This is a genomic window from Acinetobacter sp. SFA (assembly GCF_001647535.1).
Taxonomy (GTDB): Bacteria; Pseudomonadota; Gammaproteobacteria; order Pseudomonadales; family Moraxellaceae; genus Acinetobacter; species Acinetobacter pecorum.
Map to the genome: position 1 here is coordinate 333216 of NZ_LSZI01000016.1, position 17721 is coordinate 350936.

At 45.3% G+C, this 17721-nt stretch carries 15 protein-coding genes; 6 read left to right on the forward strand and 9 right to left on the reverse strand.

Translation table 11 applies throughout. The features are described 5' to 3' along the window. Positions 1-26: 26 nt before the first annotated feature. From AY607_RS08345 to AY607_RS08360, 4 genes are read left to right on the forward strand one after another with little or no spacing between them, the layout of a single operon-like run. Entirely contained in the window at positions 27-851 is an 825-nt protein-coding gene (locus AY607_RS08345; RefSeq protein ID WP_064102318.1) for an acetyl-CoA carboxylase carboxyltransferase subunit alpha, read from the forward strand. Continuing rightward, positions 788-2161 carry a tRNA lysidine(34) synthetase TilS gene (tilS, locus tag AY607_RS08350; RefSeq protein WP_081408808.1) on the forward strand — a complete coding sequence of 458 codons (1374 nt, stop codon included), beginning with the start codon at positions 788-790 and terminating at the stop codon, positions 2159-2161. Before AY607_RS08345 ends, tilS begins: the two co-directional genes overlap by 64 nt. A gap of 2 nt (positions 2162-2163) precedes the next feature. Next, positions 2164-3003, forward strand: coding sequence for a pyrroline-5-carboxylate reductase (gene proC / locus AY607_RS08355; protein WP_064102320.1), 840 nt, complete (start codon positions 2164-2166; stop codon positions 3001-3003). Positions 3004-3022: 19 nt separating this feature from the next. Next, positions 3023-3592, forward strand: a complete 570-nt coding sequence (locus AY607_RS08360; protein ID WP_064094707.1) for a YggT family protein — start codon at positions 3023-3025, stop codon at positions 3590-3592. Positions 3593-3834: 242 nt separating this feature from the next. On the opposite strand, the gene polA is transcribed toward AY607_RS08360, so the two are convergent. Continuing rightward, positions 3835-6597, reverse strand: a complete 2763-nt coding sequence (gene polA, locus AY607_RS08365; RefSeq protein ID WP_064102321.1) for a DNA polymerase I — start codon at positions 6595-6597, stop codon at positions 3835-3837. 161 nt (positions 6598-6758) lie between these two features. On the opposite strand from polA, the gene AY607_RS08370 reads away from it, so the two are divergent. After that, positions 6759-9467, forward strand: a complete 2709-nt coding sequence (locus AY607_RS08370) for a DUF2339 domain-containing protein (protein ID WP_064102322.1) — start codon at positions 6759-6761, stop codon at positions 9465-9467. 40 nt (positions 9468-9507) lie between these two features. Here AY607_RS08370 and AY607_RS08375 read toward each other — a convergent pair whose 3' ends face one another. After that, positions 9508-10431 (reverse strand): mechanosensitive ion channel family protein, encoded by a 924-nt coding sequence (locus AY607_RS08375; protein WP_064102323.1) that lies wholly within the window; start codon positions 10429-10431, stop codon positions 9508-9510. Between the two features lie 9 nt (positions 10432-10440). Next, positions 10441-11262, reverse strand: a complete 822-nt coding sequence (locus tag AY607_RS08380; protein ID WP_064094703.1) for a hypothetical protein — start codon at positions 11260-11262, stop codon at positions 10441-10443. Between the two features lie 102 nt (positions 11263-11364). Between AY607_RS08380 and gspE the strand changes: the two genes are divergently transcribed. After that, entirely contained in the window at positions 11365-12852 is a 1488-nt protein-coding gene (gene gspE / locus AY607_RS08385; protein WP_064094702.1) for a type II secretion system ATPase GspE, read from the forward strand. A 50-nt stretch (positions 12853-12902) separates the two neighbouring features. On the opposite strand, the gene AY607_RS08390 is transcribed toward gspE, so the two are convergent. The 6 genes from AY607_RS08390 to AY607_RS08415 form a co-directional block, all read right to left on the reverse strand. Continuing rightward, positions 12903-13295 (reverse strand): DUF4951 domain-containing protein, encoded by a 393-nt coding sequence (locus AY607_RS08390; protein WP_064102324.1) that lies wholly within the window; start codon positions 13293-13295, stop codon positions 12903-12905. A 179-nt stretch (positions 13296-13474) separates the two neighbouring features. Beyond that, the gene (locus tag AY607_RS08395; RefSeq protein ID WP_064102325.1) at positions 13475-13900 is read right to left on the reverse strand and encodes an organic hydroperoxide resistance protein; all 426 of its coding nucleotides are present in this window, start codon (positions 13898-13900) and stop codon (positions 13475-13477) included. Positions 13901-14002: 102 nt separating this feature from the next. Then, positions 14003-14830, reverse strand: coding sequence for a carbon-nitrogen hydrolase family protein (locus AY607_RS08400; RefSeq protein WP_064102326.1), 828 nt, complete (start codon positions 14828-14830; stop codon positions 14003-14005). Between the two features lie 20 nt (positions 14831-14850). Continuing rightward, on the reverse strand, positions 14851-15369 hold the full coding sequence (gigB, locus tag AY607_RS08405; protein WP_064094698.1) for an anti-anti-sigma factor GigB: 519 nt from the start codon (positions 15367-15369) through the stop codon (positions 14851-14853). 112 nt (positions 15370-15481) lie between these two features. Continuing rightward, entirely contained in the window at positions 15482-16450 is a 969-nt protein-coding gene (gene gigA, locus AY607_RS08410; protein WP_064094697.1) for an RsbU family protein phosphatase GigA, read from the reverse strand. A 102-nt stretch (positions 16451-16552) separates the two neighbouring features. Then, positions 16553-17452 (reverse strand): VacJ family lipoprotein, encoded by a 900-nt coding sequence (locus AY607_RS08415; protein ID WP_064094696.1) that lies wholly within the window; start codon positions 17450-17452, stop codon positions 16553-16555. Positions 17453-17721: the final 269 nt, after the last annotated feature.

The window sequence follows — 17721 nt, forward strand, 5'->3', positions numbered from 1 at the left end:
TTTATAGGGATGAAAACGGTTGACCTATGAAAAATAAAGCTACCCCATCAAAAGCATGGACGACAGTACAGATTGCTCGTCATCCAGAACGTCCACAATTTCTGGACTATGTTGGTGAAATATTCACTGAGTTTGATGCTTTACATGGTGACCGTCTCTATGGTGATGATGGTGCAATGATCGGTGGCCTGGCACGTTTTGATGGACAGCCAGTGATGATCGTAGGTCAGCACCGTGGTCGTAGTACCCGTGAAAAATTACAGCATAATTTTGGCATGAGTAATCCGGAAGGTTACCGTAAAGCACAACGTCTGCTAGATATGGCAGAACGTTTTAATCTGCCTGTTTTCACCTTTATTGATACCATGGGTGCCTACCCAGGTGTAGGTGCAGAAGAACGTGGTCAGGCTGAAGCCATTGCAACTAGTCTGGCGCAACTGTCTAACCTGAAAGTACCTGTAATTGCGACTGTCCTGGGTGAAGGCGGTTCTGGTGGTGCACTCGGTATTGGCGTAGCTGACCGTGTAGTAATGCTCTCTCATAGTATCTATTCGGTGATTTCACCGGAAGGTTGTGCCTCTATTCTATGGAAGACTGCAGAAAAAGCGGAACAGGCCAGTGAAGCCTTAGCCTTGACTGCAGAAAAACTGCAGAAGATGGGTATTGTAGAATATGTGGTGGATGAGGGTGAAGGTGCTCATTTAAATCCGGATCAGGTCATGAACAGCTTGAAAGCGGTACTGAAAGAAGCCTTAAATGAACTGCAAGCTATGGAACCACAAGCACGATGCGAAGCACGTTACCAGCGTTTAATGAAGTTTGGCAGCGACAATTTAGGTCTGGCATCTTAAAGCAGCTGCAGGAATTTCCTGCAGGAACAAAATTTCTCATCGGATGCAGTGGCGGCGTAGATTCTATGCTGCTTCTGCATCTGATGTTTTTTTTGTGCCCGGGAAAAATTCGGGCAATCTATGTGGATCATCAGCTGCAAAGTATCAGCAGTGCATGGGGCACTTTTGTCCAGCAGCAGTGTCAGCAACTGGATATTCCCTGCATCCTCCAGCCCGTTCATGTGGCTCATGGTAATCTGGAACAGCAAGCGCGTAATTCACGTTATCAGGCCTATCTACAACATTTACAGCAAGATGAAGTTCTGGTGCTTGGACATCATCAGCAGGATCAGGCGGAAACCTTGATGCTGCGTTTATTGTCTGGCACGGGCGTGGATGGTTTGGCTGCAATGAAACAGCTGGATATACGAGAAAATCTTACGATTTGGCGGCCACTGCTGGATGTTTCCCGTGAGCAGATTTGCCAATGGGCATCGGATCTGAATGTTCAGAATATTGAAGACCCGACCAATCAGGACATACATTATGACCGGGCTTGGGCCCGTCAAACTCTTTGGCCGATGTTAAGTGAACGTTATCCTAAAATGCAGTCTGCCCTGGTACGTACCAGCGAGCTGATGCAGGATGCACAGCATATTCTGCAGGAAGTGCTGGAGCAGGATTTACAATGCTGTGGCAATGCCGAAAGTCTGAATTTATCTGCATTTTTAAACCTATCTAAAGCCCGGCAGCGCCAACTACTTTCTGTCTGGATGAAAGGAGAAGGGCAATATCGTCCTTCTCTAGAAATGGTTGAGCGAGTACAGAATGAAGTAATTGCGGCAAAACTGGATGCGCAGGCAGCTTTACATTGGCAAGGCTTTTATTATGTGCGTTATCAGCAGCATTTGCATCGTTTAAAAGCTGAGGTCTATCGGGCGGATCAGCAACCGAAGCTAGCTGAGCAGCAGATTATTTTACGTGAACAGGATCAGGTTCAGCTGCCTTCAGGACAATTTAAGATTCAAACAGCTACTTTCGGATTATCTGCCGCCTTATTCGGTCAACGCTTATATTTGCGCACACGCAAAGGTGGGGAGAAAATTCATCTGCATGGCCGGATTGGACACTGGCCTCTGAAGAAAGCCATTCAGGAAGCGCAAATATTTCCATGGACTCGGCATACTATTCAAATATTAAGCACAGATAATGTTATGCTAGGCGTGTTTACACCTAAAGGATTTTGGTTAGCTCAATCTGCATATTGTGAAGCAGGGGGGTGGCTACCCATTTCGGTTTCTTCAACTTTAGAATTCAACGACGAGCATTAAACATGAGTGCAGCTTTAAATTGTAATATTGGCTTTATTGGTGGCGGTAATATGGCTCAAGCCTTGATTGGCGGGCTGATTTCACGGGGATTGCCACCAACACGTATTACAGTTTCTGATCCGGTCGAGAAAGTACGTTCACTGCTTGCAGAAAAAGAAGTGAATGTCACCGATGATAATCGTGCTGCCATCAAAAATGCGGATATTGTCGTGTTTGCAGTCAAACCACAGGTATTAGCTGAGGTATTGAAACCATTACAGGGTTTGCTGGACGGCAAGCTGATTATTTCGATCGTTGCGGGTGCCGAGATTGCAACATTGTCTGCACTATTGGGGACTGACCGTATTGTCCGTGTCATGCCAAATACACCAGCACTCGTACAAACCGGTGCACATGGTCTATTTGCTAAAGATGAAGTAAAGGCAGAAGATCGTGAGCTGGCGAGTCAGGTTTTAGCTTCTACCGGCCTGACAATTTGGGTAGACTCTGAAGCTCAGATTGATGCGGTCACTGCAGTATCTGGTTCGGGACCTGCTTATTTTTTCTATATGATGGAAAGTATGATTCGTGCTGGCAAGAATTTAGGTCTGGATGAAAAAGTAGCCACAGCACTCACTTTGCAAACGGCTTTGGGGGCGGCACAAATGGCCATCACCAGTTCAAATACACCGGCTGAGCTACGTAAAAACGTCACCTCTCCAAATGGAACGACTCAGGCAGCACTAGAAGTGTTCGACCGTGCGCAAATTTCTCAGAATATTCAGGCAGCACTTGCTGCTGCGCAAAAACGCAGTCAGGAACTGGCTCAAGAGCTCAGTGAAAGCAGCAAATCTTCAGTTTAATTTTTAGGAAAGTTCAAGTATGGGTGCAAATTCTGCGCTAATTTTTGGCATTATCATTAACGTCGCGATTTTGCTCGTATTCTTCCGCTTTTTAATGCAATTGGCTGCGGTAAGTCCTTACAATCCCGTCGTTCTGTCTACCGTCAAAGCAACCAAAATTGTAGATGTATTCGGGCGTATTTTCCCGACGATGGGCAAAGGGCGGGTTAATACTGCGGCATTGGCACTTTTAGTGGTGCTGTATTTGCTGAAAATTTTCGGTATGATGTATCTGTCGGGTGGCATGCCGAATGGTCCTGTGCATTTGCTCATTCTGACTTTTGTCACCATGATGCAGGATTTGATCCGTTTCTGTCGTTACTTGATTTTCGCTACCATTATTTTAAGCTGGGTGGTGATGTTTACCCAATCCCGTTCACCTTATATTGAAGTAGTTCAGGAACTTGCCGAGCCATTACTGGCACCTTTCCGCCGGATTATGCCGAATATGGGCATGATTGACCTGTCTCCAATCCTGGCAATTCTGGCCTTGATTGTGATTGAAATGATCATGAACCAGGTGGCAATTGTATTGTTAACTGGTTTTTAATCTGAATGAAAAGAAAAGGACGCTGAGGCGTCCTTTTTTATTTGCTCCTTCCTTTAGAAAAGGGAGGTTGGGAGGGATTTGTTAAACTTCCCAAACCGTGAACAAGTTTTAATCGCTGTACAAGAAGAAGATGGGATATTAACCTCTCCCTAACCCTCTCCTGAAAGGAGAGGGGATACCTTTAACATAATATTGGTTTTCACTCTCTCCCAGAGGGAGAAGGGCTGGGGTGAGGAAACCCTTTAATGCGCCTCATCCCAGTTTTTGCCTTTACCGACTTCTACCACTAACGGTACAGAAATCTGTAGTACCGATTGCATCACTTCAGCCAGTTTAGGTGCCAGTTCATCGGCAATGTCTTCATCGACTTCAAACACCAGTTCATCGTGCACTTGTAGCAGCATTTTGGCCTGATCTTTTGGCAACATCTTGTCGACTTCAATCATCGCCATTTTAATGATATCTGCAGCCGAACCTTGTAGCGGGGCATTAATTGCGGCACGTTCTGCCGCTTTACGCACCATCATATTACGGGCATCGATATCTGGGGTATATAAACGGCGTCCGAGCAGGGTTTCAACAAAACCTTGTTCTAATGCAACCTGACGGGTACGTTGCATATACTCATAAATGCCCGGATAACGGTGGAAATACTGCTTGATATAATCCTGTGATTCCTGACGGGTAAAACCTAGCTGACGGATCAGACCAAACTCGGACATGCCGTAAAGTAGGCCGAAGTTGACGGCCTTGGCCTGACGACGCTGGTCATTGGTCACTTCTTCCAAAGGAATGCCCAAAACTTCCGCTGCGGTACGGCGGTGTACATCCTGACCATGAATAAATGCATCCAGCAGGGCTTCATCCTGAGATAAGTGGGCCATCAGACGCAATTCAATTTGTGAGTAATCGGCTGCCAGCAAGACACGGCCTTCAGGTGCCACAAATGCCTTGCGGATTTGACGGCCAATTTCGGCACGAATCGGAATATTCTGCAGGTTTGGATCAGTCGATGATAAACGGCCAGTTGCAGTCAATGCCTGATGATAACTGGTATGCACCCGGTGGGTATCAGGATTGGCCTGTTTGCATAAGCCATCGGTATAGGTACTTTTCAGCTTGGACAAACCACGATACTCCAGAATCAGCTGGGCAATCGGATGTTCAATTTTTTCCAGTACACTTTCACTGGTACTGTATTGTCCGGTGGTGGTTTTTTTACCGCCTTTTAGGCCCAGCTTTTCAAATAACACTTCACCGACCTGTTTAGGTGAGCTGACATTAAAGCTTTCACCGGCAATTTCCATAATCTGGTTTTCCAGATTTTGCATGGTGTTGGAAAATTCGCCCCCAAGCTGATCCAGAAAAGCAAGATCCAGTTCGATGCCGTTTTCTTCCATTTGCGTCAGTACACGTGCGACCGGAACTTCAATATTATGCAGAATATTCACCAGTTCAGGATGCGCCTGTAATTTGCTGCTCAAGACTTCATAAAGACGATAGGTAACATGTGCATCTTCTGCAGCATAATGCGCTGCAGTTTCAAGTGGAATCTGGTTGAAGGTCTTCTGTTTGGCACCTTTACCGGCTACCTGTTCATAAGTCGTGGTCAGATGACTCAAATACAGACGGGCCACATCATCCATGCCATGACGGGTTGCGACAGAATTCAGGACATAGGAAGCTAGCATGGTGTCGAAATACCAGCCTGCCAGATGAATGCCATGATTTTCTAGGACATGTGCATCATATTTCAGATGATGACCAATTTTCTTTACAGACTCATCTTCCAGAATTGGTTTGATTTGCGCCAGAATTACTTCACGATTCAGCTGCTCCGGTGCGCCTTCATAATCATGTGCCAAGGGAACATAATAAGCATCCTGCGCATCGAAGGCGACCGAGAAACCGACAATCTGTGCAATACGATAATCCAGACTGGTGGTTTCGGTATCAAAGGCAAAACGTTTTTCGGTACTTAAGCGCCCAAACAGTGTGTCCCAATCTTGTTGGCTTAATACCGTGTGATAGGTGGCTTGTCCTAACTGGTCATCACTGCTGGTCACAGACGCATGGTCTTCCAGAGGTTCTGGTACTGTAACCGCTTTGGCGTTAATAGATTTTGCCGCCTGCTTGTAGTTTGAATTATTCGGGTTGTTCGGGTGATCTAAGGACTGCAGCTGGTTACGGAATTCCAGCTCGGTGTATAAATGACGTAAGGTCTCGACATTCGGCTCACCCAGTTTTAAATCGTCATAACCAAAGTTAAGATCCAGATCGATGACAATACTGGCCAGTTGATGGTCCAGTGCAATGCCATCGACATGTTCTTTAATATTTTGACCGACTTTGCCTTTGATCTTGTCGACATTTTCTAAAATGCCACCAATCGAGCCATATTCGTTAAGCAGTTTTGCTGCAGTTTTGGCACCCACACCCGGCACGCCCATGATGCCATCCGATGCATCGCCCATCAGGGTCAGATAGTCAATAATCTGATTTGGCCAAACGCCAAACTTTTCAAACACGCCGTCGACATCCAGCGGTTTTTCTTTAAAGCTGTCTTCCAGGGTAACTTTTTCGGTCACCAGTTGCGCCATATCTTTATCGCCCGTAGAGATCAGCACCTGATGTCCCATCGCCTCGGCACGTTTGGCCAGTGTCCCGATAATGTCATCGGCTTCGGCACCCGGCAAGGTATGCAGCGGAATGCCCAAAGCACGGATCAAGGCATGCAGATAAGGAATCTGTTCGGATAATTCCGTTGGCATGCTGGGACGGTCACCTTTATAAATCGGTGACAGCTCATGCCGGAAGGTCGGTTCTGGGGTATCGAAAATCACCGCCATATGGGTCGGTTGGGTCCGGCGCATCAGTTTTTGAATAGCAGAAATCGCACCACGAATTGCATTGGTATGTAAACCGGTTGACGTGGTTAATGGTGGCAGTGCGTGAAAGGCACGAAATAAAAAGTAAGAGCCATCGACCAAGACAAATGGTGGCATGTAATCAATTCCTTATTCAAAATACAGCGCTATTGTACGTGATTTTTACCGCGCTCGCTGAGACGAGTCTGAGTTTACAGCTTAGCGAATATCGGCCGAAGATGAAATAAGCAGCACAAGCTGTTGTATGATGGAGCGATTCAGGAAAGAGAAATATAAGAATGGCTGCAGGACGGAATGAGTTGCGCATGATCTGGCTGATTACCCTGCTGATTGCCGGGATCAGCGCCTGGTATCTGGGTTATCAGATTGTGACTTATCTGTGTGGTTTGGGGTTTATCTTTAGCGTGATGCAATATGTCACTGCGGTAGAAGCACCGCTGAATCAATTGGCCGGACAGCAGCAGATGTCCTTGGAGCATAACTCTAAAGTTCCTTTATATATTTCTTCAATTACTGCCATTGTTGGTGGACTGGCTGAACTGGATTGGCTGATGGGCATCGGAATTACGGCATGGGTATTCTTTTTGCTCAGGTGGCTGCAACGTCTGGAAGGGCGTTTGATACAGCTGCAATCACAATCCCATTCTGACGATCCCTTACAGCGCTCACCGGATCGATCCAATTCTGTTCCATTCGTGAAAACTGAGCCTGCCCAAGAGGTAAATGACTCTCCTCATCTGGTAGATCAACTGCAGCGCTGGCTTTTCCAGGGAAATCCAGTCTTAAAAGTCGCGATTAGTATTTTGGTGATTGGGATTGTTTTGCTGCTGCGTTTTGCCACCGAGCACTGGCAACTCAGTCTGGCTGCAAAATTGGGCCTGGTTGCACTGGCAAGTGGGTGTATAGCAGGGCTGGGTTATCGCCTGATGCAGAAAAATCGGAGTTTTGCTCTGGCACTGGAAGGACTAGGTTTAGGTAGTCTGTTCCTGACCTTATTTTTTGCCTATTACAATCTGGTGATTCCCACGTTACCGTTGGCGACTTTGTTATTCCTCATTATTCTGATTATTACCCTGTATTTAAGCCTGAAACAGGAAAGCATCGAACTGGCTTTGATGGCTTTGCTGATTGCTTATCTGGCGCCGTTTACCTTGCCGACCCGCGATGCTTCTGCTGTTGAGCTGATCAGCTATTATCTGCTGATCAATATCGGGGTGGCAGTACTGAGCAGTTTCCGGCCATGGAAGATTCTCAATCAAATTGCCTTTTTAGTGACTGCGGTCGTGGGCGGGATATATAGCCTGATTCATGGTTATACATATGAGCGTTATGCCATGACTGCGCTGATTCTGGCACATAGTGCGCTGTTTATCTGGCTAGGTTTCCGCTTTAGCCAGTTGCTGGCACGACAGGATCTCTCACGTTTTCAGTTAAAACCGGTACTCGACTTGGCCTTGATTTTTGCCGCACCGATTACTGCTTATATTTTTCTGTATCTGATTCACTTTAATCAGCCCGATCAAAAACTCTGGCAAGCCGGTCTAAGTCTGTTGTTCGCAGGGGGCTTTGCCACTTGTTGGACTTTATTGCGCCAAAAACAAACGATTCAGCTTATTTCACAAAGTTATCTGAGTCTGATGCTGATTTTTCTGGCATTGGTGCCACCGATCTTATTGACCGAACAATGGAGTGTGGTTGGTTGGGCTGTGGAAGGGGTGCTAATTTATCTGTGGGCCTTAGAGAAAAATGTCTGGGTGGCGCATTATTTAAGTATGGGCTTATTGTTGATGGCCGGATTTAGCAGCCTGTATTATCTGGTCGAAATCAATCCCACACCGCGGATGATTTTCTGGATTTTGAGTCTGTGTTATGTGGCAGTGGTGGCGATCAGTCAGCTTAAAGAAAAATACCAGCAGCAACTGGATAGTCTGAGTGTCAGTTTTTTAAGTAGTTTAAGTGTTGCAGCCAGTTTAATGCTCTTTGCCTTGCTGGAAGATGAGTTTTCGAGTCAGCATGCCTATGTGCTGAGTTTATTCATCATCACACTGGGCTATGTGCTGTTGAATGAAATGATTCTGCGCAAAAATCAGCAATGGTCCTGGTTGCTACCGAAGTGGAGTGGTATCTCACCCTTGCTGGTCATTGCAGTGATTCTGACACTGGATCGTAGTCAAAATGCGGTGATTGTCTGGGATAGCGGTCTGGAGCGCGGGGTTTTTGCCCTTTCAGCTATATTACTGGCCATGCTGTGGCTCAGACCGCTGGCTGGTTTGCAGCTATCCAAAGAATGGATGAGTTTGGGCGTTTTTAGCAGTTTGGCTTTGGCCAGTCTGTGTCTGATCCCGAGCATGCCTTATTTCAGTATGGTGATCCTGCCTTTATTGTTTTGCCTGTGGTGCTATCGACAGGACCTGCAATCAGGCTGGCAGCAGCTTTGGCAAACCAAGTGTTGTTTATTGCTGATGGCCACTTGGCTGGTATGTTCACAGTTATTTAGTCAGCAAGCATTCCAGTATTACTGGTTGCCGATTCTGAATCCTTTTGACCTGATCAGTGTCGCCATGTTTGCCAGTTTTATCTGGATGCTGTTGCAACAGATTAAGGTTGGCCGTGATAAAGGCATGATCGCAGTCTTGATGGTGCTGAGCCTGTTATGGCTTTCCAGTTATATTGTTTTAAGAGCTTTGCATGTGTACCTGCAGACACCGTTTAATGAGCTGGCATTATGGAACAATGCAACAGTTCAGCTCAGTCTGACCATACTCTGGGTATTACTGGCTTGGATTACCATGTGGACGGCGACACTCAAAAAACTGAAACCGATGTGGATTTTAGGCGGCAGTATTCTGGTGATTGTGACCTTGAAGCTCGTACTATTTGACCTGTCACATATTGGCACCCTGACCCGGGTGATTTCCTTCTTGCTGGCGGGCGGGGTAATGCTGCTGATTGCGTATATTGCACCGATGCCAGAGAAAACTGATTGATTGAATCCTCTCCTCTAAAAAAGGAGAGGGAATCTAAGGATTATTTCAGACCAGACTCTCTTTTGAGAGCCTTGTCATTGGCGTATTGATCGATCTCTTCATTTTCTAGAGGGCGGGAAAGTGGAGGATCGACAAAGCCCATTTTTGGCACCGGAATTTCAATCTGGTTATCGACAAAGCCGTTTCGAATCCGTTCCTGCATTTCATCACGTACTTTCAGGTAGTTTTCCTGTTGGCACCACACCGCAAACAGCAGTTCAATCGAAGATTCACGGAACGCAGTAACGGTGACGGCCGGTTTCGGGTCGGCCAGAACCAGTGCATACTTGTTGGCAACGTCCAGCAGTACTTCGCGCACTTTGATAATATCTTCATGGAAATTGATTGCCAGAGTAATTGGAATACGCCGTATCGGAAATTTTGACAGGTTCTGCACTGGCGCCCGAATTAGCTGTTCATTTGGCAACCGTACATAAATATTATCTTGGGTCAAAAGTTTAACCGAGAGCAGGTCAATCGAAATCACTTCACCTTCAATGGTATGCCCACGAATCAAGGTAATCTGGATGGTATCACCGACTTCAAAAGAACCTTCACCAATCAGGAACAGACCACTGATCAGGTTGGATGCCGAGGTTTGTGAAGCGAAACCCAGTGCGACCGTTAGAATTCCGGCAGCGCCAAGGAAGACACTGAGTTTAAATCCGGCCTCTTTCAGGCTGGCCATCACAAATAGCAGGAAGATAAAATAGAAAATCCCGCGGCGCCAGACCAGTTTCTGATGGGCATTAAAACGTACCCCGATGGTCCGGATAAAGGTATTGGAAATAAAGCGTGCGATCAGGAAACCAATAAAGCACAACACCACCGCTACCAGAACTTCAGTCAGGCGGTCGGTATTGATACTGGTAAACACTCCCTTCAGGCTGTTGGTGACTTCGGTCGGAATATTTGAACTTGGCATCAGACGCCCTTAGAAAAATGAATCAAACATATTAAATAACGCACCTGCCGGATCGCGCGGTGGATGCAGATAGGCCACTTCACCAGCATTCGGCGGCGTGCGGTTTTCCACCCGAATCCGCGGTGGACGGTCCGAACTTTCATGCAAGACCCGGATTTGTGAGGTCCATAAGCGGCCGGTACTTTCACTATAAAATAAAGGTAGAGCCGGTACAGGAACATTCATCCGGTCAAAGCGCAATTGCTGGTTGCTGGTATTGTGAAATTCAATCGGTGTGACTGCACGAAAGGCCCGTGGATGTAACTGTTTCAGTTCAGTTCTGCCATCGACTGCAGTGGCATAGCAGATTTCCCCCGAACGGTGATTCGGTCCAAACCAGGTGTCTTTTGGCAAGATTACCGGTAAATCGAAAATGGGTGCACGCTGACCTTCGACAAAACCTGCAATCCATAAGGGAGTGCTGATGTAAAGCGTACCGCGTTGTCCGGCAGGAATATAAATCGGATCGACTGGCTTGATCACTACAGAGCGGTCTGCAAGACGTGGCATGAGTTGCAGTTTATTTTGTGTGGATTTGAACATATAGCGTTCAATTTTCACGGGCGGTGGAAAGGCAAAATTTGGATCATCAATCTGATGCCATTGCTGCTCATAATCGTATTGTACGGAAGGACGATAATATTCCAGTCGCCACTCCTGAATGCCTCGGGTCAGACGAAACAGCAAGGAGCCAAACTGCCAGGCTTTGGATTGATTTATTTCAAAATTCTGTTCTCCCCACCAGCGTATTTTCGCTATATTCGGGATTAATTCATCTTTATCTTGCGGCAATCTTGGCACCCTTTCTTGCTAAATCTTTGAAAACATACTTCACGCTGTCATATGCTTAGAGTACACTCAATTTAAATTTTTTCATCATTATTATAATTCGCGATGCAAGTACTTAAACAATTACAAATCCCATATGGCTTCGCCAAGCGCCATGGAGTGCTGTTGCGTTATGAGGGAGATCAGGCCTTTATTCTGCGTCGTGACAATACCTCCATGCTTGCGTTGCAGGAAGCTCGCCGTCTGCTCGGCTATCCGGCCCATTTTCAGCTGTGTAGCGAACAGGAATTTAACCAGTTGCTCAGTTCCAGTTTTGCCGGCGATAGCGGGGAATCACAACAGGTGGCTGCCGGCCTAGAAGATCATCCGGATTTACTCAGTCTGGCCGATTCCGTACCTGAAGCTGAAGACCTGATGGATCAGGAAGATGATGCGCCGATTGTGCGTCTGATCAATGCGCTATTATCCGAAGCAATTCGTGTCGGGGCTTCTGATATTCATATTGAATCTTTTGAGAAAAAACTGTCGGTGCGTTTACGGGTCGATGGCCAGTTACGCGAAATTGTCCAGCCACGTCGTGAACTGGCACCACTCCTGGTTTCACGGATTAAAGTCATGGCCAAACTGGATATTGCCGAAAAACGTATTCCGCAAGATGGCCGTATTTCCTTGCGTCTGGCGGGGCGTGAAGTCGATGTGCGTGTCTCTACTTTGCCATCTTCTTATGGTGAACGGGTGGTGATGCGTCTGCTGGACAAGCAGGCTGGCCGTTTAAACATGACCCATTTGGGCCTAATGAATAAGGACTATGATCGACTCAAGACCCTAGTGCATCGTCCACATGGAATTATTCTGGTGACCGGCCCGACGGGTTCGGGTAAAACCACCACCTTATATGCGGCACTTTCTGACCTGAATGATGGTTCCAAAAATATTCTTACGGCTGAAGATCCGATTGAATACCAGTTAGAAGGCATTGGACAAACGCAGGTCAATACCAAAGTGGATATGACTTTTGCCCGTGCGTTAAAAGCAATGCTGCGTCAGGACCCCGATGTGGTGATGGTCGGCGAGATTCGTGATCTGGAAACCGCAGAAATTGCGGTACAGGCTTCATTAACGGGGCATCTGGTGTTATCCACCTTGCATACCAATACTGCCATTGGTGCAGTGACCCGTCTTAAAGATATGGGAATTGAACCATTTCTGCTTTCAAGTTCCCTGATTGGCGTGATTGCACAGCGTCTGGTCAGAACCCTATGCCCACATTGCGCAACCTGGCGTGAAGCAGATGCTTTTGAGAAGAATCTGTTTGAACATATTGAACATCCCCAGGATTTAAAACTCCCTCAACCGCAAGGCTGTGAGCGCTGTGGCAATATGGGCTTTAGCGGGCGTACCGCAATTTATGAAATTGTGTCCGTCGATGATCATATGCGTCGTTTAATTCACGGCAATGCGGCTGAATATGAAATAGAAAGCTATGCCCGACAGTCATCAGGCTCCATTCGTGATGATGGTTTACGCAAAGTATTGGCAGGTAAAACTACGATTGAAGAAGTATTGCGAGTGACCAACGAAGCGGCGGACTAATCTTTTAATCTATTACTTTCATTATAAGGATCGTCAGGAATTTTGGGAATTTACCAAAGGCTGGCGATTTTTTCCATGAGCTGGGCACGAAATGGTGCAGTCGGATTGCCCGGATTACGCAAAGCTTCATTTTCATAAAAGTTCTGCCAAGTCTGACTCATTTCTAAAGTCAATCCTTCCTGTTTCATTGTTTCAACATCTGCCTGAGTGATATTGAAAAAACGGGCTTGCGCACCATCGGGACCTGTTCCCCAGCCGATAATTCCTTGACCAAATTCGGGTAAGTTCATGTTGTTTGGGGTAGGTGGAATGGGCAAGCGTTCAATCTCTGTATTGACCAGAGAATTTACCTGTGGGCGGATTTTTTCTGAGAGATGAAGATCTGCAAAAGAGGCGGTAGCAACGGTCAGTAAGAAAGAACTTAAAAGAACAGGTTTGAACATCAATATAAATCAGATAAATGCAAATAAGAATTATTATATATAATTTCTTAAGTTTTTGCTGTTGTTTTGAAAAGGAAGCTGGATGTTCAGGGAAAGTGAAGCAACTAAAAGTTGAAATTTATAATTGAAGCTTGGCTATCCTGAAACTCTTTTTCAGGATAGCAGTTAAGCAAAAAAGTTTAGGTAATGACGTTTAAGTTCACATCAATATTATTACGGGTCGCATTTGAATAGGGACAGACGATATGGGCAGCGTCTACCAGTTTTTGCGCTTCTTCCTGATCCATGCCTTCGAGATGAATATTTAAGGTCACTTCAATACCAAACCCGGTAGGAATCGGTCCAATACCGACATCACCTTCAATAAAAGCATCTTTAGTCATATTGAGCTTGTCGCGATTGGCCACAAACTTCATGGCACCCAAAAAGCAGGCTGAGTAACCTGCAGCGAACAGTTGTTCTGGATTGGTTCCACCGCCTGGGCCGCCCATTTCTTTGGGCACCGCCAATTGTACATCCAGAATCTGATCGTCAGAGGTCGCATGGCCATCGCGACCGCCGGTGGCTTTGGCATGTGCGGTATATACTACTTTTTCTAATGACATGAGATAAATTCCTGCTTATTTTTCATGGAGCTTTCATGCTCAGCTATTTCGCTCGAAGAATAAGCAGGGATTTTGTTATTTTATGCAAATATAAAAAAGTTTTTAAGAGAGCTGGAGCAATTTACGATGTTGCATTAAAGGCATGGAGTCACGCACTTTTTGTTGTTCGTTTAAATCAAAGTCTACCGTGATCAGACCTGCACCCTCTGCATGGATCATCTGCAGAAGCTGACCGCGACTGTTGGTGGCAGCTGCATGACCCCAAGTCTGACGTTTTTCACCATGCCAGCCTTGCTGGGCTGCACCAAGCACCGAGCATTGGGCATCCATAGCACGTGTTTGCAGCAAAAGCTGCCAGTGCATTTCACCGGTGGTATAGGTAAATGCAGAAGGTGCAGTTAAAAGATTTGCACCTTTGGCCCGCAGGTTTAAAGCCAGTTCCGGAAAGCGCAGGTCATAGCAGACCATTAAACCGATATTGCCAAAAGGGGTCTTTGCTACTACCACATCTGTACCAGGCTCAAAGAACTTGGATTCCTGATAACCACCAACTGCATCACCCACTTGTACATCAAACAGGTGAATTTTGTCATAACGCGCTTCAGTGCGTTCTGGACTAATACAAAGACTTACAGTACGTACCCGACCGTCTTCAATGACTGAGCCGTCTGGGCGATAGGGACAGGGTAAGGTCCCAGCCACAATCCAGGTTTCGTATTGATGGGCAAGCTGTTCAAGACGTTGCTGAATGGCTTCAAACTGGGCAGCAGTTTCACGCTGTTTTCCTGCGGCAAAACAGACAAAGTTTTCAGGGAACACAATAAGTTCAGCGCCATTGGCCTTACTTTGTTGAATTAAAGATTCAATCTCCATGAAATTGGCATTAATTTCATTTTGAGAATTCATTTGTACAACAGAAAGTAAAGTCATAGTGTCCTCTTGGAAGATGGTTATACCTTTTGTTCGGAAACTTTATCCAAACTATCTTGCTCTTTCTGTAACTGTTTGACTAAAGGTTCAAACATGTTCTTGTTACTTTGATTCAGCTTCATCAAGGTTTTATGCGCATCCAGAACAGTATTCAACATATTCTGATGGGTAATATGTTCTTCCATCAGGGCGCGTGTGCATACATTAGGATCGCCACAATAATTCAGGATTACAAACACTTGGCTCAGTCCCATACTGTTGGCCAGAGTAGTAATGTCAGAATTGGTAGAAAGCATAACAGCTTGAATATTATGTACTTGTTTGAGCTTTAGGCCTAGCTTTGCCAGAACACCCAGTACAGTACTGTCAATAAAAGTGGTTTCGGTTAAATCAACGATAGCGCCAACTACGTTGTCTTGCTGTTCAATTCTGTTCAGTAATTTGTCTAGACTAATACAAGACTGGGCACGCACTTCGCCGATAAGCTTAAAAATATGCGTTCCATTCAGACTTGCATATTCAACATGACCTGTTGACATATAAATGCCATTTGCAGAGAAGGATATTAAATTATCCCATAGGGTCCAGGGATACTCAAGTGGCTGAAAGTAGTAATCAAATTAAGTGCTTATAAAGTCTGTAAATATAGTATTAATTCACTCTTATAAAACTTAAAAAGGCGATATCGTCGGCCACATGTTCTGGTACCTGAAAAGACTGATGTTGTAAATGGTGTAATAATTGCGAGAATTGTTCATTTAATCCGCCATCAAAAGGCTCCAGTGCACCATCTGAACAAATAATAAAACGGGAATTGCGGCTTAATACCCATTCATTTTCCTCAACCTCAAGCTCTTCAGTCAGGCCTAAAGGGAAGCTGCTCGTAGCAAAAATTTTAGGTTCTTGATTGGGTTCAAATATAATGGGTGGCGGATAATGTCCGGCACTGGACCATTTCAATACGTGGGTTTCCAGATTGAGAATCCCAGCAATCATGGTGATGTGTTTTTCAATATTCTCCTGCATCAGCATTCCGTTAAGCTTCTTGATCAGCTCGCGCGGGGTTTTGGAGCGTCCATGAAAAGCAGCCATCCAGGAGGTCAGCAAACTGCTCGTCACTCCATGTCCCGACACATCGGCTAAATAGAAAATGACTTCTTTATCGCTAATTTTCCAATAATCATACCAATCTCCTGAAAGATAGGCAGAAGGCTGAAAATAGGTTTCGACCTTATAATTGTTTAGTTCAATCGCATTCGGTAACAATCTTTTTTGTAATTCTGCTGCAGAGGGAAGATCCCGGCTATCCTGGTTACGCTTGTATTGTGCGTCAATTTTTTGCAGCGCCAGATCTGGATTATCAGGAAGTTTATTCCAGATCCAGCCGGCTAAAGCTCCTTGTTCCCAAGCTTGAGCTAAAGCGGTACCTTCATTCTCTAAGGCCAGTACAATCGTAGGCAGATTCCATTTGTATTGCAGATAGTCATGCACATCTGCAATCGCGATAATTGTAGAGTCATAAAGTTCATGATCATCCAGATAGATCATCTGAACATGCGGAAGCGTATCAAGTACTTGATCTAAATAAGGAATATCACGAGTCGGTTGAATGAAGTACATAAAAAAGTGATTCAATCCCGGGATTGGTTATAAGAGCTACTATAACAAGCAAAAGATGGCTAGCGAAGAGATTTCACTAGCAATCATACATGAAACATAAACTTAAGGAGCGTCGGGGGAAGATTCAATAGTGTCCTCACTAAAAGGTACATCATCCGAATTTTCGTCTTCAAAATCATCTTCCAGGAATAGAGTATCCTGTTCTGTGCCTTTCTTTTCTGCAATCGTATAGTTGGTGCGTTGCAAATAAATATCGCGAATCTGTGCATAACGATCACCCGTCAGTACCCCTTCAACATCCAGTAGTTCCGACCGAGTATCAACCACACGCCAAAACTGGTCACTCCAGTAAAGACCGTCGTTATCTTCGAGAATATATTTTTGTGGGCGGGCCTGGCTATCTACAACGCTACCAATTACTCCACGAACAGAACTTGGACCTAAAAATGGCAGCATGATATATGGGCCGGAAGGCACCCCATAATAACCTAAAGTAATTCCAAACTTTTCATCTTCATGACTTAAGCCCAGACGACGTGCCGGGTCTGCCAGCCCTAAAGTAGTTAAGGTATTAATCGTGAAACGGCCCAAAGACTTGGCGGCACGAGCAGGACGACCCTGAATCAACTGGTTGACCACATTCCAGGGTTCACCTAGGTTACTGCGGAACTGGTTATAACTGCCGCGAACATCTTGAGGAACCTTTTCCACATATTGTACGGCTACAGGACGTAACACAGTGCGGTCAATTACATCATTAAACTGATAGATCTTTCGGTTTAATGGCTGAAAAGGATCTTTAACCTCTTCGGCCTGTGCTGCTCTAGCATCGACTTTCAATTGTGTCTGTAATTGTTGGGCTTTATTCGAGATTTTCGTTCTAAGCGGTGTTTTTGCAGGCTCGTCGTTTAGATTTTCCACATCGGTAGTCGTCTCAGCAAAAACCTGTGGGGTTATGGCTAAAGAAAATAAACATATAGAGAAGTAAATAGAACGATGCATAAAGTAACCTGAGGCCTTTTCTGGGTAAGTAGCACTACTTATTAGGATGAAAATAATAAACGTTATATTCACGAATAGACATCATTTAAGCAAATTTGTATAAAAAATGAATGAAAACACACGAAAAGATTAAAAAATATACATACAAGATGATTTTTTCAAAAATAGGGTTGCAAGCCTCCTGAAATGCTGTAGAATGCACATCCATCGGCGGTGATGAAGATTAAAACTTCTGATAAAACAGTGACTTAGTTAAGATTGATTGAGTT